The sequence below is a fragment of the Arthrobacter sp. B2I5 genome (genome assembly GCF_030816735.1).
Taxonomy (GTDB): domain Bacteria; phylum Actinomycetota; class Actinomycetes; order Actinomycetales; family Micrococcaceae; genus Arthrobacter.
This window is the reverse complement of record NZ_JAUSYF010000001.1, coordinates 4,040,518-4,064,161: the sequence shown is the minus strand read 5'-3', so window position 1 is coordinate 4,064,161 and position 23,644 is coordinate 4,040,518. Positions and strand designations below refer to the sequence as shown.

Sequence of the window (23,644 nt, the reverse complement as noted above, 5' to 3'; positions counted from 1 at the left end):
TGCAATGGCAGTGAGCTGAACCACAATACTATTCCAACCATTGAAAGAACCCTGTGGAGGGGAAGTGACGGCAAACGAAGCTGGAACTCCCAGCAACCGCCCTCCAGGAGTCCTGCCGCATGACCGCCCCCACCCGGCTTCGGGCCGAGCACCTGTCCGAGGCGATGGGACTGACCATCACCGTGCCGCGGCTCAGCTGGACGCCGCCCGCCGGAACCGCCGGCCAGACTGCCTACCGCATCACCGCGGACAACGGCTGGGACACGGGCAGGGTTGCGTCGTGCGCCTGCAGCGGCATCCCGTACAGCGGCCCGGCACTGCAGTCCAGGGACCGGGTCGAGTGGCGGGTCCGCACCTGGAACACCGACGAACACGGCACCGAAACCACCAGCGACTGGTCTGAACCAATGCCCGTGGAGCTGGGCCTGCTGTATGCAGCGGACTGGACGGCGCAGTGGATCGGGCCCGAGGAAGCTGAAGTGCCCTCCCCGGGGGAGCGGCCCGGCTGTGCCCTCACCAAGACCTTCACGCTCCCGGCCGCCCCGCACAAGGCCCGCGCCTACGTCACCGCCCACGGCATCTACGAGCTCTTCATCAACGGCCACCGCGTGGGCGACCAGCAGCTCACCCCCGGCTCCACCAGCTACAACACCACGCTCCAGGTCCAGGCCCACGACGTCACCACGCTGCTCCGCGAAGGCAGCAACATCATCCGCGCCGTCCTCACCGACGGCTGGTACCGCGGCACCTTCGGGTACACGCGCGACGCCGACATGTACGGAACGCACACAGCCCTCCTGGCGCAGCTCGAGATTGAGTCCGCGGCCGGCAGGCAGGTCATCGGCACCGACGGCTCGTGGCTGGTGTCCGCCACGGAGATCGTCAGTGCCGACCTCATGACCGGCCAGCGCGTCGATTTCAGGAAGGCCGACGGCGGGAGCCCGCCCCACGCGGGCACCGGCGGCACTGGTGCCCGCGCACCAAAGCCGCGTCACGCCGTCGTCCGTCCCAGCAGTTTCACCGCACTGGCTGGACCGCTCGCGCCGCCCACCCGGGTGACACAGGAGCTTGTGCCGGCGTCCATCACCCGGCTGCCCAACGGCAATCAGGTGGTGGATTTCGGCCAGAACATCCACGGCTGGGTCCGGCTCACCAGGCTCGGGCCGCCGGGCGAAACCGTCACCCTGGAATACGGTGAATCGCTCGGCGACGACGGCGACGTCACCCGGGACCACCTGCGCCCCCTCGACTTCCGCTTGCCGGGCGCTTTCCGCGACGCCGGACAGGTGGACACCGTCATCACCTCCGGGGCCGAGGGCGAAGTCTTCGAACCCCGGCACACCACCCATGGCTTCCAGTTCGTCTCCGTCCAGGGCCAGCGGGAGGACCTGCAGCCGGCGGACATCACCGGCTGCCTGGTCCGGACCGACCTGGAGCGCATCGGCGACTTCCACTGCAGTGATGGGCGGCTGAACAAGCTCCACGAGATTGTTGAATGGAGCTTCCTGGGCAACTCCTGCGAGGTTCCCACCGACTGCCCGCAGCGCGAAAAGGCCGGCTGGACCGGGGACTGGCAGCTGTTCGTCCCCACCGCCGCCTACCTGTACGACGTCGCGGGCTTCTCCCGGAAGTGGCTGCGCGATGTGCGGGCAGACCAGTGGGACAACGGGATCATCGCCAACATCTCGCCGTCCCCAGGACCTGCCATCACCTCGGCTGAGTTCATGGGCTTCACCAACGGCTCCGCCGGCTGGGGTGACGCGGTCGTGATGGTGCCGTGGGAGGTCTACCTCGCCTCCGGGGACCCCGGGATCCTCGCCGAGAACTGGGAGGCCATGCAGCGCTGGCTGGGCTTTGTCCGCACCACCACCCAAAACAAGCGCCACGCCGCCCGCGCTGCCGCAAGGCCCGCCCCTGCGCCGCACGAGCAGTACCTCTGGGACACCGGCTTCCACTTTGGCGAATGGATGGAACCGGACGGGCCGGAACCTGATCTTTTCGCCGCCCGCAGCGCCGATCACGGAATCGTGGCCACCGCCTACTACCGGCACACCACGGACCTGATGGGCCGAATCGCCAACATTCTGGGCCTGGCCGCGGAGGCCGCCGAGCTGGCAGAGCTTTCAGGCCGGATCCGGGACGCGTGGGAGAGGGAATACCTTGATGCCTCCGGCCGCGTCACCCATGCCACCCAGGCCAACTGCGTGCGTGCCCTGGCCTTCGACCTCGTCAGCCCCGGGCACCGCCCCGCAATCACCGCACAGCTGGTGGACCTGATCCGCGACGCCGGCACGCACCTCGGCACCGGGTTCCTGGCCACGCCATACCTGCTCCCGGCCCTGGCTGACAACGGAGAACCGGACCTCGCCTACGAACTCCTGATGCAGGACTCCGAACCGTCCTGGCTCACCATGGTGGACCGGGGCGCCACCACCGTGTGGGAGCTGTGGAACGGCATCGATGCCAACGGCACCGCGCACCAGTCGCTCAACCACTACAGCAAGGGCGCCGTGGTTTCCTTCCTGCACCGCTACACGGCGGGGCTGCGGCAGGCTCCCGGCAGCGCGGGCTGGGAGCGCATCATCATCGAGCCGCGCCCCGGCGCCGGCCTGACGTCCGCGTCCACAACGCACCACGGGCCGCGCGGCCTGCTCGGGGTGGAGTGGGGGAGGGACGACGGCGTGCTGACGCTCAGTGCCACGATCCCCTCCGGCACCACCGCGGAGGTAAGGCTGCCCGGCGAGCCGGCCGCCGTCGTCGGGCCCGGAAACCATACTTTCCTTGCCGCAACCGGCGGGGACACCGCACAACCTGAACTGATGAGGAGCACACTATGACAGTGGACAACGCTACCGACGTAACGGACCCGTCCCGTCCTGACATTTCCAGGCCCGGAGACAGGGAGGTTCCGCCGTTCCCCGTCTTCGATGCGCCGGGAACCCCTGAACATATCTCGGACGTCTCCTCGGTTTACCGTGAGGTCACCTACGCCAGGGCCATCGGGTTCCGGCCCCTGAAGATGGATATCTGGCTGCCCCGCAAGGCTGCCGGCCCTACCCCGCTGGTCCTCTGGGTGCACGGCGGCGCGTTCCAGCTGGGCGACCGCCGGGAACTGCCGCCCACCTTCGCGCCCGACTCCGTGTTCCGGCTGCTCAACCAGGCGGGCACTGCGTGCGCCACGGCGGACTACCGGCACTCCCTGGAAGCCCCGTTCCCGGCGCAGCTCCACGACCTCAAAGCCGCGGTCCGCTACCTCCGGCAATTCGCCGCTGGCCTCAACATCGACCCTGAGCGGTTCGGTGCCTGGGGTGAATCCGCCGGCGGCCACCTGGTGGCGCTCCTGGGCCTCACCGGCAACCGCGGCGACCTGGAAGGCGGACTCGGTGCGCAGGGGCACCCGAGCAGCGTCAGCGCCGTCGTCGACTTCTACGGCGTTTCCTCCCTCGTGGACATTCCCCCCATCAACACCCCTGGCGGGCTCTTTCCCCCGGCGCTGACGGCCGCTGTTCCGCCGGGGAGGTCACTGCAGCCGGAGAACATGCTGGTGGGCGGCTTGGATGATCGCGAACTGCTGGCCGCGGCCAGTCCCGTCAGCTATGTGACCGCTGACGCCGCACCGTTCCTCCTGGTCCACGGCGATTCGGATGGCCTGGTCCCGCACTCGCAGACCGACCTCCTGGCCGCCGCGCTCGCCGAGGCTGGTGTGGAACACCACGTGGTGACCATCAAGGGCGGGGACCACTGCTTCTTCGGCGCCGAGGACCAGCTGGACACCATCCTGGCCACCGCCGTCGACTACTTCTCACGGAAGCTGGGAACACCATGACATCCCGGACAGAATCAGCCGCGGGGTCCGCCGGGCTCTCCCGGAGCACCCAGGGGGAGACCGCCGCCGGTTTCGCCGAGTACCTGGCCAGCCCGGAAGGGCCGCAGTTCCTGAACCCTGACGCCGTGCGCTCGCCGGGCCCGGACGTCCCTATCCGCACCGTGACCGCCGACGGGCGCCACGGACCAGTGGGCATCCGGATCTACGGCGAACGGGCGGGCACGGACAGTCCTTCCCTGGTGTGGCTGCACGGCGGCGGATTCGTCAGCGGCAGCGTGGATATTCCGGAATCCGATTACCTGGCCCGGGTGCTCGCGCACCACGGCACGCCGGTGCTGTCCGTGGACTACCGGCTGGCCCGCGACGGCGTGTCCTTCCCCATCCCGCACGACGACGCGTTGGCGGGCTGGTTCTGGGCCCGGGAGAACGCCGAATCCCTGGGCCTGGATCCGGACCTGCTCTGCCTGGGCGGTGCCGGTGCCGGGGGCAACCTGGCCGTGGGCGCCGCGCTCTACCTGATAGACGCCGGGAAGCCGCTGCCCGCCAAGCTCCTGCTGGCCTACCCCTTCCTGCACGCGGAACTGCCGCCGCCCGCCGGGGGACTGGACCCTGAGGTCATGGCCGGGCTGCCCAGGCACCTGCGGTTCACGGTGGAGGACTGCATCCGGACGGCGGAGAACTATGTGGGCGGGCCTGTCAGCATGGCATCGTCCTACGCGATGCCCGGCTGCGCCGACCCTGCCGGGCTTCCGCCCACGGCTCTCCTTGCATGCGAGTACGACGACGCCCGCGGCTCCACCGAGCTTTTTGCCTCCGCTTTGGAGCGGGCCGGGGTTCCGGTGTCCTACTTCCTCGCGGAAGGCGGGGTGCACGGCCACCTCAACCACACGGCAGGCCTTCCTGAAGGCAGGCCCGCGCTGGATTTCCTGGCCGGGGAACTGGCGGCGGTACGGCCTGCATAGCTGCTGAGGGTTCTACGCCGTAACCCGGAAGGCCTGGATTTCCCCAGCAAGTTCAGGCGCAAGCCGTACGGCGGTCTCCTCCACGTATGCGGCGGCGGTGTCCGCCAGTGAGTTGTACAGGGTGACAAAAATCCGGCGCGCCTCGAACAGCGGAAATTCGCGGGGCAGGAGTTCCGGCGGCAGCCCGGGGTCCTCCCAGGGGAACGCCCGCCACGCATTGATAACCTCGGTCCGCAGCCTGAAGGCCTCCGCCCCGCTGAGCTGTTGTGGGTAGAGCATCCGGGCTTTCTGGCCGTAGGTGTCGATGAATGGTGCGTACTGCCGCCGGACATCCTCCAAGTCCCATGCCTCAATCAGCGGTCGGCCGCGCAGCTCCGCCTCGGGTGTGCGGAAAATGGCATAGTTTTCCACCCCCAGGTGCCGGCAGGAGTCTTCCAGTTCGTTCGCGGTGTTCCATGCCGAAACCCATACGGCTCCGTACAGGGGGGCGAAGCCCAGCCATTTGAGCCGGCTCCGCAGCAGTTCCCGCATTTCCCGTGAGCTTTCAGGCACGGTGAAGGCCACTACCGTCCACATCCCGTCCCACCGGCGCTCTTCGGAGCCGAAGCCGCCGATTTGGCCCACACCGATCTCCAGGCGGGCCTTCGCTTCCGGTGTGAACCGGTAACGGGACGTGCGCCCTGCATTCGACTGCTCCAGGACGTGCCGCCCGGCCAGGCGGCTCAATGCGGTTGAGGCCGCAGAGGAGCTGACGCCCAAGGACCCGGCCAGTGAAACAATCAGGCGGGACGGCAGCCAGGCGGTGGAGCCCCGCCAGTAGTCGGCAAGCATTGTCACCACCAGATGCTGGGACGCCGAACCCTTCAGCGGCCTCGGGAAATTGACCTGTTCGGCGGCAATCCGGGCGTTGGCGAGGTCACCGGGGGAGGTAGGGGGCTTTAAGGTCACGGTCCATCTTCTCAGGCCCGGCACGTGCGGTTGAAGATATTTTGCAGATTTATTGACGATCGTGAGTAGATACGCATAGCATCTAGGCAGTGATCCGGCCCACAACAGTGCACCGGGCGCGACAGTCCCCCAGCAGGCGCCTGCTAACCCCGTAAATTTCCAGGAGATCCGCAATGACCGCAGGTCCCACTCCGGTGACGCCGTTGTCCCCGGACGCATTATCAGTTCCCACATCAACCGAACAGGGCACGAAAAACGCCCGCCGGGCCGCCGTGGCCAGTTTCAACGGCAGCACCCTCGAGTACTACGACTTCTTCATCTACGGCTCAGCCTCGGCCTTGATCTTCAACAAGATCTTCTTCCCGGGCATCGACCCCGCCTTGGGCATGGTCCTTTCCATGGCCACCATTGGCATCGGCTATGTGGTGCGGCCCCTGGCTGCGGGGGTGATTGGCCACTTCGGTGACCGGATCGGCCGCCGGCAAATGCTGGTCCTGACGCTGGTCCTTATGGGGGTAGCCACGTTCCTGATCGGTTGCCTTCCGCCGGTATCCGCCATCGGTGCCGCTGCGCCCGTCCTTCTGGTCCTTCTGCGTGCTCTGCAGGGAGCCTCGGCAGCGGGTGAGTCCGTGGGCGCCGTTACCATGACCATGGAACACGCCCCCTCCCAGAAGCGGGCCTTCTATGCCAGCTGGGTCAATACAGGCGCGGTGGCCGGCATCATGCTGGCATCGCTGGCATTTCTCGCGGTGTCGCTCCTGCCCCAGGAGGATCTCCTCGGGTGGGGATGGCGCCTGCCGTTCCTTGCCAGCATCCTGGTTGTCGCAGTGGGCCTGTACATCCGGCTGCGCCTCCCAGAATCGGAGGTGTTCGAGGCCGCCAAGGACGAGGATCAGAAGCGCGAACTCCCCATCAAGGTGGTCCTGCGCGACCACTGGGTCACCATCCTCAAGGTGATCCTCTTCGGTCTCTGGAGCGTTGTTTCCTCGGTATTTGCCGCCTTCGGTCTGGCCTACGCCGGCAAGCTCGGGGTCCCGGCGGCCGTCATGCTCACCGTCACCATCGTCACCGCAGCCCTGGGCATCATCGTCCAGCCGTACGCCGGCATCCTGGCGGACCGGATCGGACGCAAGCCCGTGTTCATTACCGGCAACCTTGTTTGCGCGGCGGCAGTCTTTGCCTTCTTTTGGTCCATCAGCACCGGTTCCATCCCGCTGATCTTCGCCACGGCCATCCTCTTCATGACAGTGGGCTACGGCATGGTCAACCCGCTTGGCCCCTCCATGACTGCGGAAATGTTCGAAACCAGGATCCGCTACACGGGAGCAGCCACTGCCTCCCAACTGGGGCTTGTCGTCACCGGCTTCGCGCCCGCCATTGCCGCCGCCATCGTCCAGCCCGGCCCCGACGGCTGGTTGCCCGTTGCTGCCTTCACGGCCGCCTGCTGCCTCGTCTCCGCCGTCGTGACCGCCGTGTGGGTCAAGGAGACCTATCGGACCAGGACTGAAGACCTCGGCAAGCGGCCCGTCCGGGCCGCCTCAGCAAAAACCCAGCCCTAACCCAAACGAAAGGCACGCACGTGCGCTACCCGGTCGTCGTCGAAGGCGATGTTGAAGCAACCATGACCGACGGAACCATCCTGCGCTCCACCGTCTACCGGCCTGAAGCGCCGGGTGAAACCTTTCCGGTGCTGCTGACCCGCACACCATACGGACGGGATCTGGCGGTCAACTCGGCCTACTTCAATCCCGTAACGGTCGCGGCGGCCGGGTATGTGGTGGTGATGCAGGACTGCCGCGGGAGGTTCGGCTCCGACGGCAGGTTCGAGCCTTCGGTCAATGAAGCGTCCGACGGCGCTGCAACAGTGGAGTGGGCCGCCCGCCTTCCTTGGTCCAACGGCCTGGTGGGCATGTGGGGCCGGTCCTACTTCGCTGAAACCCAATGGCGCGCCGCACGGAACGCCCCGGCCGGGCTTAGGGCCCTGGCTCCGGGTGTCTCTGCGGGCGGCAACGCCAACAACGGCGCCCTGTACCGGGGCGGGGCCTACGAACTGGGAAGCCGCCTCGCCTGGGGTCATGCCTCCATTTCCCTCAATGAACTGATGCGTGAACATGGTGATGATCCCGAGCGGCGCGGGAAGGAATTCAAGGCGTGGCTGGATCTGGACGCCGGTTTCGCGGATGGTTCCTGCTATGACGTCCTGCCGCTGCGGGACCTTGAACGCCGCCTTGGCACCTTCGTTAGGGACCAGGTGATGCCATCCGCAGGCGAGGGTCCGGGCAGCGGCTTCTGCCGGCTGTGGGATGCCGCCTCCGCGGTTGCCTTGCCGCTGCCAACCCTGCACATCGGCGGCTGGTTCGATATCTTCGCCCCAAACACCCTGGACCAGTACCGCCGCCAGGCTGCCCTCAGCAAAACCCGCCCCGGCACTGCGCCCCGCCTCATCCTGGGCCCGTGGACGCACACCAATCTCTCAGGCGGGTATGCGGACATCCACTTTGGGGCGGCTGCTTCCTCCGGCATTGTCGATGGCCGTGGAGACCTTTCGTCCCTCCACGCCGCGTGGTTCGACGCGGTCCTTAAAGGTGACGAAGAGGCCATCGCCGCGGTCCCCAAGGTGCTGCTGTATTTCCTGGGCGAGAACCGCTGGCGTGGTTTTGATGAGCTGCCGGCCCCCTCACGGCACCGATCATGGTTCCTTTCCTCGGAGGGGGCGCTGCTTGACCATGCCGCGGAGGACGGCGCCGTCGACTATGTATACGATCCCCTGGATCCGGTACCCACCACGGGAGGAGCCACCATGCTGGCCGGGGCCTTCCCCGCCGGTCCCGCTCGCCAGGACGCCGTGGAGGCGCGGGCCGACGTCGCCGTCTTCACCACCGAGCCCTTTACAGAGGCCACCACCATTTTCGGGGCTGTCACCGCCACGCTGTTTGCCTCATCCAGCGCGGTGGATACCGACTGGGTGGTCCGGCTCTGCAAGGTTTCCGAGGACGAGGTTTCATTGGGAATCGCAGACGGGATTGTCCGGGCGTCCTGGCGGGAGGCCTATGCGGAGACCGGCCTGTTCAAAGAAGGGCATCCCCAGTCGCCTATCGAGCCTGGGAAAGTCTACGAGTACACCGTTAGCCTCTGGGAGACGGCACTGACCTTTGCGCCTGGGGAGCGCCTGCGCGTGCAGGTGACCTCCAGCTGTCACCCGCGCTGGGACCGGAACCTGAACACCGGCAAGCTGGCCTACGAGTCGGGAGTTGCCGTGAGCGCCAAACAGAGCATCCATGTGGGCGCCTCCTACCCCAGCCGCCTGACGGTGGGGATGTTGTGACAACGCCTGTTCCGCCGCGCCTGGAGTTCCTGATGGAGCTCAACGTGGCGGTGGAACCACCCACTGATGTTGGCCCCGCCCCCACCGGCCACCGGAGGATCGTCCCCATCACGGGTGGAACGATGGTTGGCCCCACATTAAGCGGCAAGGTGCTGCCTGGCGGCGCGGATTTCCAGGTCCTTCACAGCCCGGAACTGACCGAACTCGATGCCCGCTACATCGTCGAAACCGATGACGGGCCATTGATCCATGTGCACAACAGCGCGATCCGCCACGGCTCGGCAAGCGACCTTGCACGCTTGAACCGCGGCGAACGGGTGGATCCGGCCGCCATCTACTTCCGCTGCTCCCTGAGGTTCTCCACGGCCTCCGAAGAGTGGGCATGGCTGAACCACATCGTCGCCGTGGGCACCGGGGAACGGTTCCCCGATTTCGTGAGGATTGCAGTCTTCATCGTCCGCTAGCTGCGCCGGCACGGCAGGGACGAGCTGGCAGGTGCCCGGCGGGCGTAAAGCCACTGACGTCCGCGGCGCTGCCGGCACCCGGCTTAGCCGGGATTAGGGCTGCTCTCCGGCCACCGAAGCATGGCTGCTGGACCAGATGTCCCCCATCTCCTCGGTGGACTGTTCCACGATCCGGCTCATGGCGGCGTGCGCCGCCGCTGCCTGGCCGCGCTGGATGGCGCTGGCCACGTCCACGTGCAACTGCAGCGCCTCATGGTCCGGAAGGTGGGGCATCAGGCCGTGCTGGGTCCGGCCTGCCAGCACCTCGGCCACGAGTTTGTGAAGCTGCGAAAACATGAGGTTGCCGGAGGCGTTGAGGACCGCGGCATGGAACTCGATGTCCAGGCGCAGGAAGTCGTCCTGGTCCCCCCGCTGCCCGGCGGCCCAGAGCCGGGCGGCCATGGAAACCAGGTCGCTGGCCTGGTCCAGGGACGCGCGTTCGGCGGCAAGCCGGGCTGCCTGCGGTTCAATGGCGCCACGCAGTTCGTTTAGTGCCCGCAGCTGTTCCAGCCGCTTGGCCGATGCCAGCCGCCACCGGATCACCTGCGGGTCATAGAGGTTCCAGCTGGCCTCCGGCTGGACCACCGTGCCCAGGCGCCGGCGTGATTCGAGCATGCCCATGGAGGACAGGACGCGGGTGGCCTCCCGGATCACGGAGCGGGACACATTGTGGTGCGCCTCCAGCTCATCGAGTCGCAGGATTGAATTCGGTGCCAGGGTTCCCTCGGCGATGGCGAGCCCCAGGTTCTCGACCAGCGATGAATGCAGGTCAGGGGACAACGCCGCCTTTGGGATGGTCATGAATAAATCATATCGGGGGATAGCCAGGTCTTGTATATGTCTGCCTTATTTGTTTATGCTCGCTAAACACAACAGACGTAACGAGGCGTCTGTCACCCGCCCGCGAAGCTGCGGGCCCGAAAGGCAAAGGGAGTCGTAATGAAGCGGCGTTCAATTGTGAAGTACGCGGCAGTTGCCGCGGCAATGTCGCTGGGGCTGACCGCCTGCAGCGGCGGCGGAGGCGGCAGCGACCAGGCGAAGGAGTCCGGGACCGTCCGTGTCACCCTGGCAAACCACGTCTGGACCGAGGGCATCAAGGCCGCCATTCCGGAGTTCGAGAAGTCCAGCGGGCTCAAGGTAGAGCTGACCCAGCTCGGCGAGGACCAGCTCTCGGACCAGTACAACGTCAAGCTCAACGCAGGCAGCGACGAGATCGACGTCATGATGTACCGCCCGCTGCAGGAAGGCAAGGCGTTCGCCAAGAACGGCTACCTGGCGGACCTGACCAAGAACGTCTCGTCGGATTCGGGCTGGGACTGGAAGGACTACCAGGAGGGCCCGGTCAAGGCCACCACCGTTGAGGGCAAGGTGGTTGGTGTTCCGATCATCACCGAGCGCGAGGTCCTCTACTACCGCAAGGACCTGCTGCAGGCCGCAGGGCTCCAGGTTCCCAAGACCATGGAGGAACTGGAAGCGGCAGCCAAGGCCATCAAGGCTTCCTCCCCTGACACCGCCGGCTTCGTAGCCCGCACCGGCAAGTCCACCGCGGTAACCCAGTTCTCCAGCTTCCTGTACAGCTTCGGCGGCGACTTCATGGACTCCAGCGGCAAGGCTTCCGTCAACACCGATGCCGCCAAGAAGGCCTACGCCTACTACGGCGGCCTGATCCGCAACTACGGTCCCGCCAACGTCAGCACGGACATGAGCTGGCCGGAGGCAATGGCCATCTTCACCCAGGGCGGCGCCGCCTTCTACACTGAGGCCGATTCGCTCTACAAGAACGCCACCGACCCCGCCAAGTCCAAGGTTGCCGACAAAGTGGGATTCGCCCCGCTGCCCGCCGGTCCCGCCGGTTCCAAGCCGTACAACATCCCCTCCTGGGCCCTGGGCGTAAACCAGAACTCCAGCAACACGGACAACGCCTGGAAGTTCATCCAGTGGGCAACCAGCAAGGAACGCACCCTGGCGGCCCAGAAGGCCGGCGTCCCGGGTCCGCGCACGTCCGTCTGGTCCAACCCTGACGGCACCTCCACCTACCCGAAGGACCTCGCCGAGGCCATCTCCGCCAGCGCCAAGAACGGCGTGGGCCACGACCGGCCCGAGGTTGTCACCGTTGGCAAGGCACGCGAAATCGTGGGTGCCCCCATCGTGGCCTCCATTACCGGCGCGGACGCCGCTGCTGCGGCCAACGACGCCCAGACTGCTTTCCAGACCTTCCTGGACAGCGAAAAGAAGTAGGACGCCGGGCACCCACCGTGCCCGAACATCCGCGCCGGGACGGCCCGAAAGTCGTCCCGGCGCGGCCCACTTCACCGGCCCACTTCGCCGGTCCACTTCACCCCCAACTCCTTAGGTGAACCATGTCTGTCTTGAACCCTCCCCGCAGCGCCGGCACCCGCCGGCCCAGTGGGCCCGTCGGTGCCGGGGGCCACTTCTCCGCCTGGGCCAACCGGCACCGCAAATGGCTCTTCGCGGCACCGGCCATGATCTTCGTCGGCGTCCTGATCGTCTTTCCGCTGGCCTGGACCGTGTACCTCAGCCTCACCGACTCCCAGGGCTCCGTCCGGGCCGCCACGGATTTCATCGGGCTGCAGAACTACATCACGGTCCTCACCGACACCGAGCGTTTCTGGCCCGCCGTGGGCCGCACCCTGGCCTTCACGGGTGTGGCGCTGGCCTTCGAAGTGGTGCTGGGTATGTGCGTGGCCCTGCTTCTGTGGCGGCCCTTCCGCGGTGAAAAGTGGGTCCGCGTGGCCATCCTGCTCCCGCTGGTGGCCACCCCCGTGGCGGTCGGCATGATGTGGCGGCTGATCTTCGATCCCAACATCGGCTTCGCCAACCAGCTCCTGGGCATGCTGGGCATCCCGCCCCAGCCGTGGCTGTCCGGGCAGGACACGGCCCTGGGCACCACCATCTTCATGGACGTGTGGCAGTGGACCCCCATGGTGGTCCTGATCCTGCTGGCCGGACTGACCTCGCTCTCCGATGAACCGGATGAGGCCGCCCGCGTGGACGGCGCCAACGCCTTCCAGCGGTTCTTCTTCATCACCCTGCCGCTCATGATGCCCACCGTGATCGTGGCCATCCTGCTGCGCGGCATCGATGCCCTGAAGACCTTCGACATCCTCTACGCCACCAAGGGCAAGGGCGGCGGCTCGTTCCACGAAGTGGAGACGCTGAACGTCTACGCCTACGGATTGAGCTTCGACTACAACCAGTACGGGCTCTCCTCGGCGGTGCTGATCCTGTTCTTCATGATCATCATCGGCACCATGTGGCTGCTCACCATGCGCAAGAAAGCGGTAAGCAAATGACCGTCATGACGGATTCCGCCGCCACCGCGGCAAACAACCGGACCCGGCGCCGCCGCAAGCCCCTCGCCACCCGCGCCTACAAAGTCTTCCGGGTTGTCGCCCTCATCCTCGTGGTGCTGTTCCTGCTCGCGCCGCTGTTCTGGATGCTCCTGGCGTCGCTGAAGACCAACGTGGACATCTACGACACCGGCAAGGCCCTGCTGTTCTCGCCCACCTTCGAGAACTACGCCAACGTGCTGCAGCGCAACAACTACTTCGTGTTCATCTTCAACAGCTTCTGGGTGGCCTTCGTCTCCACCGCGCTGTCCATCGTCCTGGGGGTCCCGGCCGCCTACGCCATGAGCAGGTTCACTATGCACCGCTCGGCGCTGGTGGTCCTGATGGCCCGCGTCATTCCGGGCGTCTCACTCCTGGTGCCCTGGTACTACGTGTTCTCCAACCTCCGCATGGTGGGGAAGTTCGAGGTGCTGATCCTCAGCCACATGTTCGTGGCCCTCCCGCTGATCGTGTACATCATGATGAGCTACTTCGACTCGCTGCCTCTGGAGCTGGAGGAATCGGCGGAGGTGGACGGGCTCACGCCAATCGGTGCCTTCCGGCTGATCACGCTGCCGCTGGCGGTGTCCGGCATCGCGACCGCCGGCATCCTGTCCTTCATCTTCTCGTGGAACAACTTCATGTTCGCCCTGGTGCTCTCGGGTTCCAAGACCAAGACCCTGCCTGTGGCCATCTTCGACTTCGTCTCCTATGCCAGCATCGACTGGGGCGGGCTGATGGCCGCTGCGACCGTTGTCACCATCCCCATCATGATCATTGCGCTCTTCACGCAGAAGTACATCGTCTCCGGCCTCACCGCCGGCGCCACCAAGGGCTAGGGCTCGGACACATGACACTCATCAGCAGGATTGAGACCTTCCTCGTTGCCCCCCGTTGGCTCTTCGTCCGGATTGAAACCGAAAGCGGCATCGTGGGGTGGGGCGAGGCAACCTGCGAGGGCCGCAGCGAAACGGTGCGTACCGCCGTCGGGCAACTCTCGGAACTCCTCATCGGCCGCGACGCCCTCCGGATCGAAGACCACTGGCAGGTCATGACCAAGGGCTCCTTCTACCGGGGCGGACCCATCCTGGCCAGCGCCGTGTCCGGGCTGGACCAGGCCCTCTGGGACATCGCGGGCAAGCACTTCAACACCCCCGTGCACCAGTTGCTTGGCGGCCACGTGCGGGACCGGATCCGGATGTACGGCTGGGTGGGCGGCGACGAGCCGAACGAGGTGGCGGACCAGATTAGCGCCCAGCTCGAGGTGGGTCTCACCGCAGTTAAAATGAACGCCAGCGGACGGATGAGCCCGGTGGCTTCGGTGGCGGAGATCGACGGCGTCATCCGCCGTGTTGCCGCAGCGAGGCAGGTCCTGGGCGACCACCGGGACGTCGCCGTCGACTTCCACGGCCGCTTCAGCCTGGCCAATGCCAGGCGCGTGGCCCCGTTGCTGGAACCGTTCCGGCCCTTCTTCCTTGAGGAGCCAGTGGTTCCGGAGAACACCCATCTGCTCCGTGAATTTACCGCCTCCACCACCACCCCGGTGTCCACTGGGGAGCGGCTGTACAACCGGCAGGAGTTCCTGCCGGCACTGCAGGCAGGCATTGCGGTGGCGCAGCCGGACCTCTCCCATGCCGGCGGCATCACGGAGGTTCGGAAGATCGCCGCCCTGGCCGAAGTATATGAAGTCCAGCTGGCGCCACACTGCCCGCTGGGGCCCCTGGCGCTGGCCGCGTGCCTCCAGGTGGGTTTCGCGACGCCCAACTTCCTCATCCAGGAACAAAGCATCGGCATCCACTACAACCAGGGCGCCGAAGTCCTTGACTACGTGGTGGACAAGACCCCCTTTAAGTTCGTTGACGGCCACATCGAGCGGCTCACCGGCCCGGGGCTTGGTGTCGAAATCGACGAAGCCGTGGTCCGGGCCGCGGACAAGCGCGGCCATGCCTGGCGCGGCCCGGTATGGCGCCACCCCGACGGATCCTTCGCAGAATGGTGAACCCCATGACTTTCGAAAATTCAGCTGTTACCTCTGCCAGCCTGCTCGCCGGCATCCGTCAGGCGCGGCTTGTCGGGATCGTCCGCGGGAACGACGGCGGTGCTGCAGCCAAGGCAGCGCTGGCGGCCATGGAGGAAGGCTTCCGATACGTGGAGATCGCCCTCACCACGCCCAACGCGCTGGAGGCCATCCGCGAAGTCCGCGCGGCTGCCCCGGCCGGCTGCTTCGTTGGCGCCGGCACCGTGTTGAGCCAGGCCGACGTCGAACACGTCACCGCTGCCGGCGCCCAGTTCATCGTGACTCCTTCCCTGGCCCCCTCCATCAGTGAGGCTGCCGGGGCCGGCATCCCGGTCCTGGCCGGGGCGCTGACGCCCACCGAGGCGTACGAAGCGATGGAGCGCGGGGCCACCGCCATCAAACTTTTCCCGGCCTCGATCGGCGGGCCCGGCTACCTGAAAGCCGTCCGCGACCCGTTCCCGGACATCCCCTTCATCGCCGTGGGCGGTGTGGGCCTCAGCGAAGCCACCGGTTACTGGGAAGCCGGCGCCATCGCCGTTGGCCTGGGCGGTCCGTTGTTCGGCACGGCAGCCTCCGGCGGCGACCTCGCCGACATGCGCGACCGTGCCCGCAGTTTCCTCGGCCTCGCGGCCGAGTTCGCGGCCCGTGAGGGAAGCGGGACCCGGGCGTGACGGCTGGTGCCGCAACCGGCCCGGCCGGGCACACGCCGGACCCGCACCCGGTGGGCCTGCTGACCTTCGGTGAGGCCATGGTCTCGCTCCGGTCCGCCGGCCCGCTGGCGAACGGCGGCGTCCTGAACATGCAGGTGGCCGGGGCGGAATCGAACGTGGCCATCGGCGTCGCGCGCCTTGGCCACACGGCGGCCTGGGCCGGGGCGGTGGGTGCGGACCCGCACGGCGAGTTCATCGTGAAGCAACTGCGGGGCGAAGGCGTGCAGCTGCACCACCGCGTGCATCCGGACCGCAGCACAGGGGTCATGTTCCTGGAACAGCGCACCGCCGACCTCAGCAGGGCCTTCTACTACCGCGCCGGATCGGCGGGATCCACCATCTCGCGCAGCCAGGTTGCTTCCGCCCTGGATGGCGGTGCCCGGATCCTGCACCTGACGGGCATCACCCCGGCGCTCAGCGCCGAAGCGCGGGATGCCGTGGAGTACGCCGCGGAACGCGCTGCGGCTGAAGGAGTGCCGGTCTCACTGGATGTGAACTACCGCAGCAAGCTCTGGTCCCGGGACCAGGCAAGGGCAGTGCTTGGCCCGCTGGCCCGGCACGCCGCCATCGTCATTGCGTCCGACGACGAACTCGACCTGGTTGCCCCGCCCCGGGAGGGGAGCCGGCCGGCAGCGCCCGCGACAGCCGAGTCCCATGCGGCCGCGTGCCTGTTGGAGCTGGGGGTCCGGGAAGTGGTGGTGAAGCGCGGTGCGGCCGGCGCGGCCGTCCACACCGCTGAGGGTCATCTCGAAGCACCCGCCATCGCCGTGACCCCCGTGGACACCGTGGGGGCGGGGGACGCCTTCACCGCCGGCTACCTTTCGGCACTGCTCGACGGCGAGGACGTCCCCGCGCGCCTGCACCGCGGCATCCTGGCCGGCGCCTTCGCCGTCAGCACCCGCGGCGACTGGGAAGGCCTGCCCCGCCGCGAGGAACTTGCCCTGCTCGACGCAGCCCGGGGCAGCACCCAGCGCTGACCCTTGCACCACCCCACCGAAATTTCCCGTCTACCCGAAAGCTTGCCATGAAGATCGTTGCCGCCGATGTGTTTGTGACCAGTCCGTCCCGGAACTTCGTGACCCTCCGGATTACCACGGAGGATGGTGTGACCGGCATTGGCGATGCCACCTTGAACGGGCGTGAGCTCGCTGTTGCCGCGTATTTGAAGGAGCACGTGGCGCAGCTGCTGATTGGCAAGGATCCGCACCGGATTGAGGATACGTGGCAGTTCCTGTACCGGAGTGCGTATTGGCGGCGGGGTCCGGTGACGATGGCGGCGATCGCCGCGGTGGACATGGCGTTGTGGGATATCAAGGGCAAGCTGGCGGGGATGCCGGTGTACCAGCTGCTGGGTGGTGCGTCCCGGAACGGGTTGCGGGCGTACGGGCACGCGTCCGGCGCGGACATCCCGTCACTGTTCGATTCGGTCCGGGAGCACCTGGAGCTGGGGTACAAATCGATCCGGATCCAGACGGCGGTGCCGGGGATCAAGGCCGTGTACGGGGTGGCGGCGCAGGCCCAGGCGTCGGGGGAGCGGTATGACTACGAACCGGCCGGCCGGGGTGCGTTCCCGGTGGAGGAGGACTGGGACACCAGGGCGTATTTGCGGCATTTGCCGACGGTGTTTGAGGCGGTGCGGAATGAGTTTGGGCCGGAGATCCCGTTGCTGCATGACGGGCATCACCGGATGACGCCGATCCAGGCAGCGAAGCTGGGCAAGGCGTTGGAGCCGTATGACTTGTTCTGGTTGGAGGACTGCACGCCGGCGGAGAACCAGGAGGGGTTGCGGCTGGTGCGGCAGCACACCACCACGCCGCTGGCGATCGGGGAGATCTTCAATACCGTGTACGACTACCAGACCCTGATCAAGGAACAGCTGATCGACTACGTCCGGGCCGCGTCCACCCACTTCGGCGGGATCAGCCCGTTGAAGAAGGTGATGGATTTCGCCGCCCAGTACCAGATCAAGTCCGGCTTCCATGGGCCGACGGACATTTCCCCGGTGGGGTTCGCGGCGCAGCTGCATGTGGGGTTGGCGATCCATAACTACGGGATCCAGGAATACATGCAGCACTCGGACAAGACCAACGAGGTCTTCGAGCAGTCCATGACCTTCACCGACGGGTACCTGCACCCGGGCGACAAGCCGGGCATCGGCGTCGAATTCAACGAAGAAGCCGCCGCCGCCTATCCCTACCAGCAGGCCTACCTGCCCTACAACCGTCTGGTCGACGGCACCGTCCACGACTGGTAGTAAGCCGGAACGGCCTAATGCGTCTGTCGTCAAGGTGCAACTGCACCCGTTACCGCGGATAACTCAGCACTCGGTGACGTTTGGCAGTTGGTGCAGGCTTTTTGCGGCGCTATTTGTTACCTCGGCGGGGTTGGCGTTGCTCTTTGGATGGCACGATAGACCGTAGAGCGAGCGATGCCGAACTCAGCCAAGAAGCGGGAAGGACGACTGACGACGTTGCTCGACCTTGCCGGTAATTCAAACCCGATGCTTAGTGCCCTCGAAGTCACTCCAATGCAGGCCCTGTCTCCGTCAGATCGACGCGTTGCTCGGGCTGCGGAGTCGTGGCATGGGCCGAATCCGCGGGCGGAGCATCAGGGCGCTTCAGCCAAGCGATGGACTCCGCATCTCCGTGCGCGACAACCTCGACAGCCACAGAATCCCAGCGATAGACGATGGAACCGGCGGCGGGACGTTGCGATGTGATGTAGAAAGTCCAGGCCAAGCTAGGGCTCCGATGGGTGGCCCGTCCGGATCAGGATTCGCCAGGCTCACTTCGGCTTCCCATGCCACATCGCGGCCGACGTGGAATGGCAACCCGATAACATCAGGCACGGTCACCCGATCGGCGAACCTTTCTTTCATTCTCCAAATCTACTCCGAAGGTATCCGCTGCAGCGGCGTCCGGTGGGGGATCCTTCATCGCTCCCAGTACGACTCACGGATGAGTGCTGCGGCTTTAGTTGTGTTCAGGGTGCAGGGTTGCATCTGCATCGGTCTCAACCCATCGGGTGAAGGTGGTCGTGAGATCGGCCCGAGTGGGCGAGGCACAAAATGGGCCCGCCTCGGCACTTACTGTTTCATCCAAAGGAGCAACGCGGATGAGCCGGAAAGACTCATCCCCGGCGCGGGCCCTGATGGTGACGGCGTTACCGGCCCTGCTCAGCCGCACTGTGATTTCCCGATTGCTCCACTCAGGGACAGGTGCCACCGACCAGTCGGAGACCCCATGTGTTACGACGGCCCCAACCTGTGGGACTCCGTCGGACACCTCCACACCGGCCTTGATCCAGACGGAGTCCGAAACGTGCAGATAGACCCCCGCCTGGTCGAACTGCTCGGTGTAATCGAGAAGGAATGAAACCTCCACGGCCCCCTCAGCGGGCAGCGGTGCCAACAGGGCATGCGCACTGTCATGGACGAAGCCGTACGAGGTGTGCCTCCACGCGTCACTGTTCTCGGCTGCGGTTACCCGCACAGTCCGACCATCAGCGACGACACGCACGGGCGGGTTGCGCCACCTTCCCCGGTCCCAGGAATCGTGTGCTTCCTTTATCACTTGTGTCACGTCAGATCCCCTAAGTCGATCGTTCAGTCCGTAAGCCCTATTCAAGCAGTGGCACATCCAACACGACGGCGATTGCCCGTTGACCGATCCTTCATGGGTCGCTCGAACGCTGTAGGAGAGTGGGCCGTGTGCCCGCCGGATATCCTGCCGGCGGGCTGATCTGTCAGGCGCGTTCTACCGGGAGCCACAATTCGCAGCTCGCTGTGCTGAAGTCGGCGGCGCGATCCAGGACTGCCACAATCGAGGGACCCGGGCGCAGCCGCCACGGGTTGGACGGGAACCAATCGGTGGCAGTGGAGGCCCAGGTGGACTGCAGAACCGCCGGGTACGCCCCTTCGGCGTGGAACACCGCCCAAGTGCCTGCGGGGACCTCGATCGCGTCGAGCTCCTCGGGAACCGGTGTCGTTTCAGTGACGGCGACACCATGGAGGTAGGTCAGTTCGCTGCCCTCCGTGTAGTCCGGGTCGACGTCGGCGCTCACCTGGAGCAGGCCCGCGGGGTCCGTGTTGCTCAATTCCTTCAGCCGGGCGTGCTCTCCTGCTGGCAGTGAGGCGATGTGCGCCTGGATGTGCGGGTTTGGGCCGTGATGAATAAGCGGTACACGGGCCGAACGGCCGATGAGTCGGAATGCCGGCCGATCTGCGATGCGGGTGTCCATCGTGGTGTTCCCTTCTACGGTCAGGCGGAACCTGAGCTGTGGTTGCGTGCGAAGGGGTCCGCCGTCCCGGCGCACGTCGCCGGGACCGACGCCATGCACTGATCGGAATGCCCGGCTGAAAGCCTCGGTCGAGCCGTAGCCATACCGCACCGCGATTGCCAGCAGCTCGCCCGTTCCGAGGACGTCCGCTGCAGCCACCGTCATTCGGCGCCTGCGGACGTACTCGGAGAGCGGCATACCGGCCAGCGCCGAGAACATTCGGCGGAGGTGGTACTCCGTCATGCCGAGATTGACCGCCAAGTCATCAATGGTGATCTCCTCAGTGAGGTGACCATCGATGAAATCGACGAGTTGGTTTAGCGCTGCGATCACGGTTCCCCCCTTCGACTACAAGCCTGTCCGTGTTGTTCACCCCGCACCCTACTATTGCGGTCCGATTCGATCGCCGCTCACCTTGCAGAGCGCCCGTAAGCCGGTCCCCAGCCAGGTCTCTGCGACAGATGGATGATTTCCTTTGAGGAGTGCGGCATCCCGATCCTCGACAATTCCCGTAAGGCCCGCCCGCAAAGATGCCCGCTGCCGGGGTGCCCTAAACGCTACACATCAAACCGTCTGAAACCTTGGGTTCGCGGGCGGGGTTTCGAGACACCGAGCCGATGGAAAAGATGCGGTGCGTTCAAAAGGAAACCCCTATATGCTCCGATCAGCGTCCACTTGTGAGGCAGCGATGAAAAGCATCCGGTTATGGCGATTCCTGGTTCCATCCGTACTTCTCACCGTGCTGCTGACATCATGTGGTGGCGGCGAGGTGACGGGTGGACCCGGAACTGGGGAACGGACGGCCAATTCGGCGAGCCCAACTCCTGGATCTGCCAGCAGCCCCGTGACAGACGGCGGGCCCGTAGCATGCGTCGACTGGGTTTGGTTTAAGACTCCTCAGGACCAATACGACAACGCCCCTGTGGTCCTCATCGGAAAGCCTGAAGTCCAGGTCGGCGAGACCAAAATCTACGGCTCCAAAGCCACCACTCACCTTGTTGAAGTCGAGCGGGTTCTCAAGGGAGATCCCGGAGAGGGGAGCCTGCGCATCTCCTCCATGCCCCCGACCTGCACTGCAGGAGAGACCTACCCGGACGGCGATCCCCTCGATACCCCTGAAAGAGTCATCATTTTTGCCACCAAGCAGGGCGCCGAGTGGGTCACCATGACGCCGGCACAGGGAGTCCTGCCTTTCCCCCAAGGCTCCAACCTTCCCTTTCACTAGGACTCTCCGGTCCTAAGGGCTTGTCCCGGAAGCCGGCGCGAAGTTGCCCGCTACACGTCTGCCTACTCCGCGGCACCCCACAGCGCCTTGCGCAAAAGCCGCTTCAACTCCTGCGACTCGCCGTCGGAAAGTCCGGCCAGCTGCTCGAGTTCAGCAGCATCCAGGGCGGCCCGTGCCTTGGTGTGCATCTTCCGCCCCTCCGCGGTGGAGACGATGATCTTGGCCCGCCGGTCCTGCTTGCCCTGCGCCCGCTCCACCAGCCCGCGCCGTTCCAGGTCGTCCACCAGCGTCACCACCTGGCTGGGGTCCAGGCTGAGGAAATCGGCGAGTTCGCGCTGCGTCGGCTCCAGCCCGCTGCAAGCCAGCGTCAGTACGGAGAAGGAGCGTTCGCGCAGGCCAAAGTCCGCCAGTGCCTTGTTGTTCAGGACCGAACCTGCCGCATGTAGCTTGGCCAGCAGCAGGCCCACATCGCTGCCGATCCTGGCGGCCGCAAGGCGAGGGGTCTGAACGTCTGTGCCCAAGGTGGCCATCACAACTCCGGTACTGGTAAAAAACAATCGTTGACTTTTTCAATGATCCGTATTTTCATTGATTCCAACAAGGATCTCACACCGCAGTGGGACCACCCCAACGGCTTCGGCCGGCGCATGCGAAGGAGCAGGCCATGAGCTTGAACGGCAAGGTTGCAATCATCACCGGGAGCGGGCAGGGCCTCGGCCTCGCCTACGCGAGGGAACTGGCCCGCCAGGGCGCCGCCGTCGTCATCAATGATGTGAACGCTGAGACGGCCGCCCAGGCCGTGGCGCAGATCGAAAAGGACGGCGGCCGGGCCACCGCCGTGGTGGTTCCGGTGGGAACCACGGACGCCGCCAAGGCGCTGGTGGCCGGGGCGGTTGACGCTTTCGGCCGGCTGGACATCCTGGTCACCAACGCCGGGATCCTGCGGGACAAGAGCATCCTGAAGATGACGGACGAGGACTTCGACCTGGTGATCAACGTCCACCTCAAGGGCACCTTCACCTGCGTCCGTGAGGCCTACGCCTATTTCAAGGAACACAACATTCAGGGCCGCATCATCACCATCGGCTCGCCCACGGGCCAACGCGGCAACTTCGGCCAGACCAACTACGCGGCGGCGAAGGCAGGCATCGTGGGCATGGTCCGCACCTGGGCCCTGGAAATGAAGAAGGCCGGTGTCACGGTCAACAGCGTGATCCCCGTGGCAGCCACCGCCATGACTGAGACGGTGCCGTACTTCCAGAAGGCGGTTGAGGCGGACGAGCGCGGTGAGGCCATGCCGTCCTTCTTCCGCCACGACCTTGGCTTTGGAACGGCCGACGACGTCTCCGGGCTGGTTGCCTTCCTCGCCTCCGACGAGGCGGCCAACATCACCGGCCAGGCCATCGGTGCCGGCGGTGACCGCCTGCAGGTCTGGACCCACCCGGAAGCTGCCACCACCGAGTACCGCGAGGGCGGCTGGAGTTTTGAGGCGCTGCGGGACAAAGCCGGCCAGCTGTTCAACCAGGACACCCTGCAAAGCTACGGCGAACAATTCCTGCCCCTGCCGGAGGACCTCAAGCCCGCGCAGCCCGCCGAGGCCCGCTGACCATGGCTGACCGTTACGAGCTGGGCATCGACCCCGCGAAGCTCGACGCCATCGACATGCATGTCCACCTCGAGGTGGACAGCTGCGGCCACGGCTCGCTGCCGGAGGAGCTGACCGAGGCCTCGGCAAAGTACTTCAAGGCCGAGGACCGGACCCCATCCCTGGACCGCATCGCCGAGGTCTACCGCGAACTGAACATGGCCGCCGTCGTCTTCACCGTGGACGCCCGCACCCAGCTCAAGCACGAACCCAACAGCATCCCGGAACTGATCGCCGGCGCCGCCCGCAACAACGACGTGCTGATCCCGTTCGGCAGCGTGGACCCGCGCACCGGTGAGGACGCCATCGCCGGAGCCAAGCACCAGGCCATCGAGCTCGGCGCCCGCGGCTTCAAGTTCCACCCGTCCCTGCAGGGCTTCGACCCCTCCAACGAGAGCTTCTACCCGCTGTGGGAGACGCTCCAGGAACTGGGGCTTCCCGCCATCTTCCACACCGGACAGAACGGCATGGGCGCCGGCCTGCCCGGCGGGTACGGCATCAAGCTCGCCTACTCCAACCCGCTGCTGCTGGACGCCGTGGCCGCGGACTTCCCGGGCCTGCAGATCATCATGGCCCACCCCTCCGTGCCGTGGCAGGACGAGGCAAACTCCATCGCCACGCACAAGGCCAACGTCTTCATCGACCTCTCCGGCTGGTCGCCCAAGTACTTCCCGGAGTCCCTGGTGAAGGCCTCCAACTCTTATCTGCAGGACAAGGTGCTGTTCGGCACCGACTTCCCGCTGATCACCCCGCAAAAGTGGCTGGGCGCCTTCGCGGACCTCCCGCTGAAGGATGAGGTCCGGCCCAAGATCCTCAAGGACAACGCCGTGCGCCTCCTCGGGCTGGGTGGCTGAG

General features: G+C 66.0%; 21 protein-coding genes. 16 read left to right on the top strand and 5 right to left on the bottom strand.

Translation table 11 applies throughout. The annotated features are described in order from the left end of the window. Positions 1–119 precede the first annotated feature (119 nt). From QFZ60_RS18825 to QFZ60_RS18815, 3 genes are read left to right on the top strand one after another with little or no spacing between them, the layout of a single operon-like run. Positions 120–2,837 (top strand): alpha-L-rhamnosidase, encoded by a 2,718-nt coding sequence (locus tag QFZ60_RS18825; protein ID WP_307092463.1) that lies wholly within the window; start codon positions 120–122, stop codon positions 2,835–2,837. Continuing rightward, positions 2,834–3,826, top strand: a complete 993-nt coding sequence (locus tag QFZ60_RS18820) for an alpha/beta hydrolase (RefSeq protein ID WP_307092462.1) — start codon at positions 2,834–2,836, stop codon at positions 3,824–3,826. Before QFZ60_RS18825 ends, QFZ60_RS18820 begins: the two co-directional genes overlap by 4 nt. Then, positions 3,823–4,788, top strand: coding sequence for an alpha/beta hydrolase (locus QFZ60_RS18815; protein ID WP_307092460.1), 966 nt, complete (start codon positions 3,823–3,825; stop codon positions 4,786–4,788). Before QFZ60_RS18820 ends, QFZ60_RS18815 begins: the two co-directional genes overlap by 4 nt. Positions 4,789–4,800: 12 nt before the next feature. Here QFZ60_RS18815 and QFZ60_RS18810 read toward each other — a convergent pair whose 3' ends face one another. Then, entirely contained in the window at positions 4,801–5,736 is a 936-nt protein-coding gene (locus QFZ60_RS18810) for a PaaX family transcriptional regulator C-terminal domain-containing protein (RefSeq protein WP_307092459.1), read from the bottom strand. A gap of 173 nt (positions 5,737–5,909) precedes the next feature. On the opposite strand from QFZ60_RS18810, the gene QFZ60_RS18805 reads away from it, so the two are divergent. Genes QFZ60_RS18805 through QFZ60_RS18795 form a run of 3 tightly spaced genes read left to right on the top strand, consistent with a single transcriptional unit; the run spans position 5,910 to position 9,525 of the window. Continuing rightward, the gene (locus tag QFZ60_RS18805; RefSeq protein WP_307092457.1) at positions 5,910–7,295 is read left to right on the top strand and encodes an MFS transporter; all 1,386 of its coding nucleotides are present in this window, start codon (positions 5,910–5,912) and stop codon (positions 7,293–7,295) included. A 20-nt stretch (positions 7,296–7,315) separates the two neighbouring features. Further along, positions 7,316–9,061: a CocE/NonD family hydrolase gene (locus QFZ60_RS18800; protein WP_307092453.1), complete on the top strand. Its 1,746-nt coding sequence runs from the start codon at positions 7,316–7,318 to the stop codon at positions 9,059–9,061. Then, positions 9,058–9,525 carry a DUF3237 domain-containing protein gene (locus tag QFZ60_RS18795; protein WP_307092452.1) on the top strand — a complete coding sequence of 156 codons (468 nt, stop codon included), beginning with the start codon at positions 9,058–9,060 and terminating at the stop codon, positions 9,523–9,525. Before QFZ60_RS18800 ends, QFZ60_RS18795 begins: the two co-directional genes overlap by 4 nt. Positions 9,526–9,618: 93 nt before the next feature. Here the strand turns inward: QFZ60_RS18795 and QFZ60_RS18790 are convergent, their stop codons facing one another. Then, the gene (locus tag QFZ60_RS18790; protein WP_307092451.1) at positions 9,619–10,365 is read right to left on the bottom strand and encodes a FadR/GntR family transcriptional regulator; all 747 of its coding nucleotides are present in this window, start codon (positions 10,363–10,365) and stop codon (positions 9,619–9,621) included. Between the two features lie 138 nt (positions 10,366–10,503). Between QFZ60_RS18790 and QFZ60_RS18785 the strand changes: the two genes are divergently transcribed. The 7 genes from QFZ60_RS18785 (at position 10,504) to manD (ending at position 17,895) form a co-directional block, all read left to right on the top strand. After that, the gene (locus tag QFZ60_RS18785; RefSeq protein WP_307092450.1) at positions 10,504–11,802 is read left to right on the top strand and encodes an ABC transporter substrate-binding protein; all 1,299 of its coding nucleotides are present in this window, start codon (positions 10,504–10,506) and stop codon (positions 11,800–11,802) included. Between the two features lie 122 nt (positions 11,803–11,924). Next, entirely contained in the window at positions 11,925–12,878 is a 954-nt protein-coding gene (locus QFZ60_RS18780) for a carbohydrate ABC transporter permease (RefSeq protein WP_307092448.1), read from the top strand. Further along, a complete protein-coding gene (locus tag QFZ60_RS18775; RefSeq protein WP_307092447.1) occupies positions 12,875–13,753 on the top strand; it encodes a carbohydrate ABC transporter permease in 879 nt (292 codons plus the stop codon). The genes QFZ60_RS18780 and QFZ60_RS18775 overlap by 4 nt, the downstream gene beginning before the upstream one ends. An 11-nt stretch (positions 13,754–13,764) precedes the next feature. Then, positions 13,765–14,913, top strand: a complete 1,149-nt coding sequence (gene dgoD / locus QFZ60_RS18770) for a galactonate dehydratase (protein ID WP_307092445.1) — start codon at positions 13,765–13,767, stop codon at positions 14,911–14,913. Between the two features lie 5 nt (positions 14,914–14,918). Further along, positions 14,919–15,602 (top strand): bifunctional 4-hydroxy-2-oxoglutarate aldolase/2-dehydro-3-deoxy-phosphogluconate aldolase, encoded by a 684-nt coding sequence (locus QFZ60_RS18765; protein WP_307092443.1) that lies wholly within the window; start codon positions 14,919–14,921, stop codon positions 15,600–15,602. Continuing rightward, positions 15,599–16,618: a sugar kinase gene (locus tag QFZ60_RS18760; RefSeq protein ID WP_307092442.1), complete on the top strand. Its 1,020-nt coding sequence runs from the start codon at positions 15,599–15,601 to the stop codon at positions 16,616–16,618. Before QFZ60_RS18765 ends, QFZ60_RS18760 begins: the two co-directional genes overlap by 4 nt. A gap of 47 nt (positions 16,619–16,665) precedes the next feature. Next, a complete protein-coding gene (gene manD, locus QFZ60_RS18755; RefSeq protein WP_307092440.1) occupies positions 16,666–17,895 on the top strand; it encodes a D-mannonate dehydratase ManD in 1,230 nt (409 codons plus the stop codon). A 718-nt stretch (positions 17,896–18,613) separates the two neighbouring features. Here manD and QFZ60_RS18750 read toward each other — a convergent pair. After that, the gene (locus tag QFZ60_RS18750) at positions 18,614–19,210 is read right to left on the bottom strand and encodes a DUF1349 domain-containing protein (RefSeq protein WP_373427727.1); all 597 of its coding nucleotides are present in this window, start codon (positions 19,208–19,210) and stop codon (positions 18,614–18,616) included. A 175-nt stretch (positions 19,211–19,385) separates the two neighbouring features. Further along, positions 19,386–20,252: an AraC family transcriptional regulator gene (locus tag QFZ60_RS18745; RefSeq protein ID WP_307092438.1), complete on the bottom strand. Its 867-nt coding sequence runs from the start codon at positions 20,250–20,252 to the stop codon at positions 19,386–19,388. 589 nt (positions 20,253–20,841) lie between these two features. Between QFZ60_RS18745 and QFZ60_RS18740 the strand changes: the two genes are divergently transcribed. Then, positions 20,842–21,144, top strand: coding sequence for a hypothetical protein (locus QFZ60_RS18740; protein ID WP_307092437.1), 303 nt, complete (start codon positions 20,842–20,844; stop codon positions 21,142–21,144). A gap of 62 nt (positions 21,145–21,206) precedes the next feature. On the opposite strand, the gene QFZ60_RS18735 is transcribed toward QFZ60_RS18740, so the two are convergent. After that, positions 21,207–21,674 (bottom strand): MarR family winged helix-turn-helix transcriptional regulator, encoded by a 468-nt coding sequence (locus QFZ60_RS18735; RefSeq protein WP_307092435.1) that lies wholly within the window; start codon positions 21,672–21,674, stop codon positions 21,207–21,209. A 134-nt stretch (positions 21,675–21,808) separates the two neighbouring features. On the opposite strand from QFZ60_RS18735, the gene QFZ60_RS18730 reads away from it, so the two are divergent. Together QFZ60_RS18730 and QFZ60_RS18725 are read left to right on the top strand one after the other, a co-directional pair. Continuing rightward, positions 21,809–22,750 (top strand): SDR family NAD(P)-dependent oxidoreductase, encoded by a 942-nt coding sequence (locus QFZ60_RS18730; protein ID WP_307092433.1) that lies wholly within the window; start codon positions 21,809–21,811, stop codon positions 22,748–22,750. Between the two features lie 2 nt (positions 22,751–22,752). Then, positions 22,753–23,643, top strand: a complete 891-nt coding sequence (locus QFZ60_RS18725) for an amidohydrolase family protein (protein WP_307092431.1) — start codon at positions 22,753–22,755, stop codon at positions 23,641–23,643. Position 23,644 lies beyond the last annotated feature (1 nt).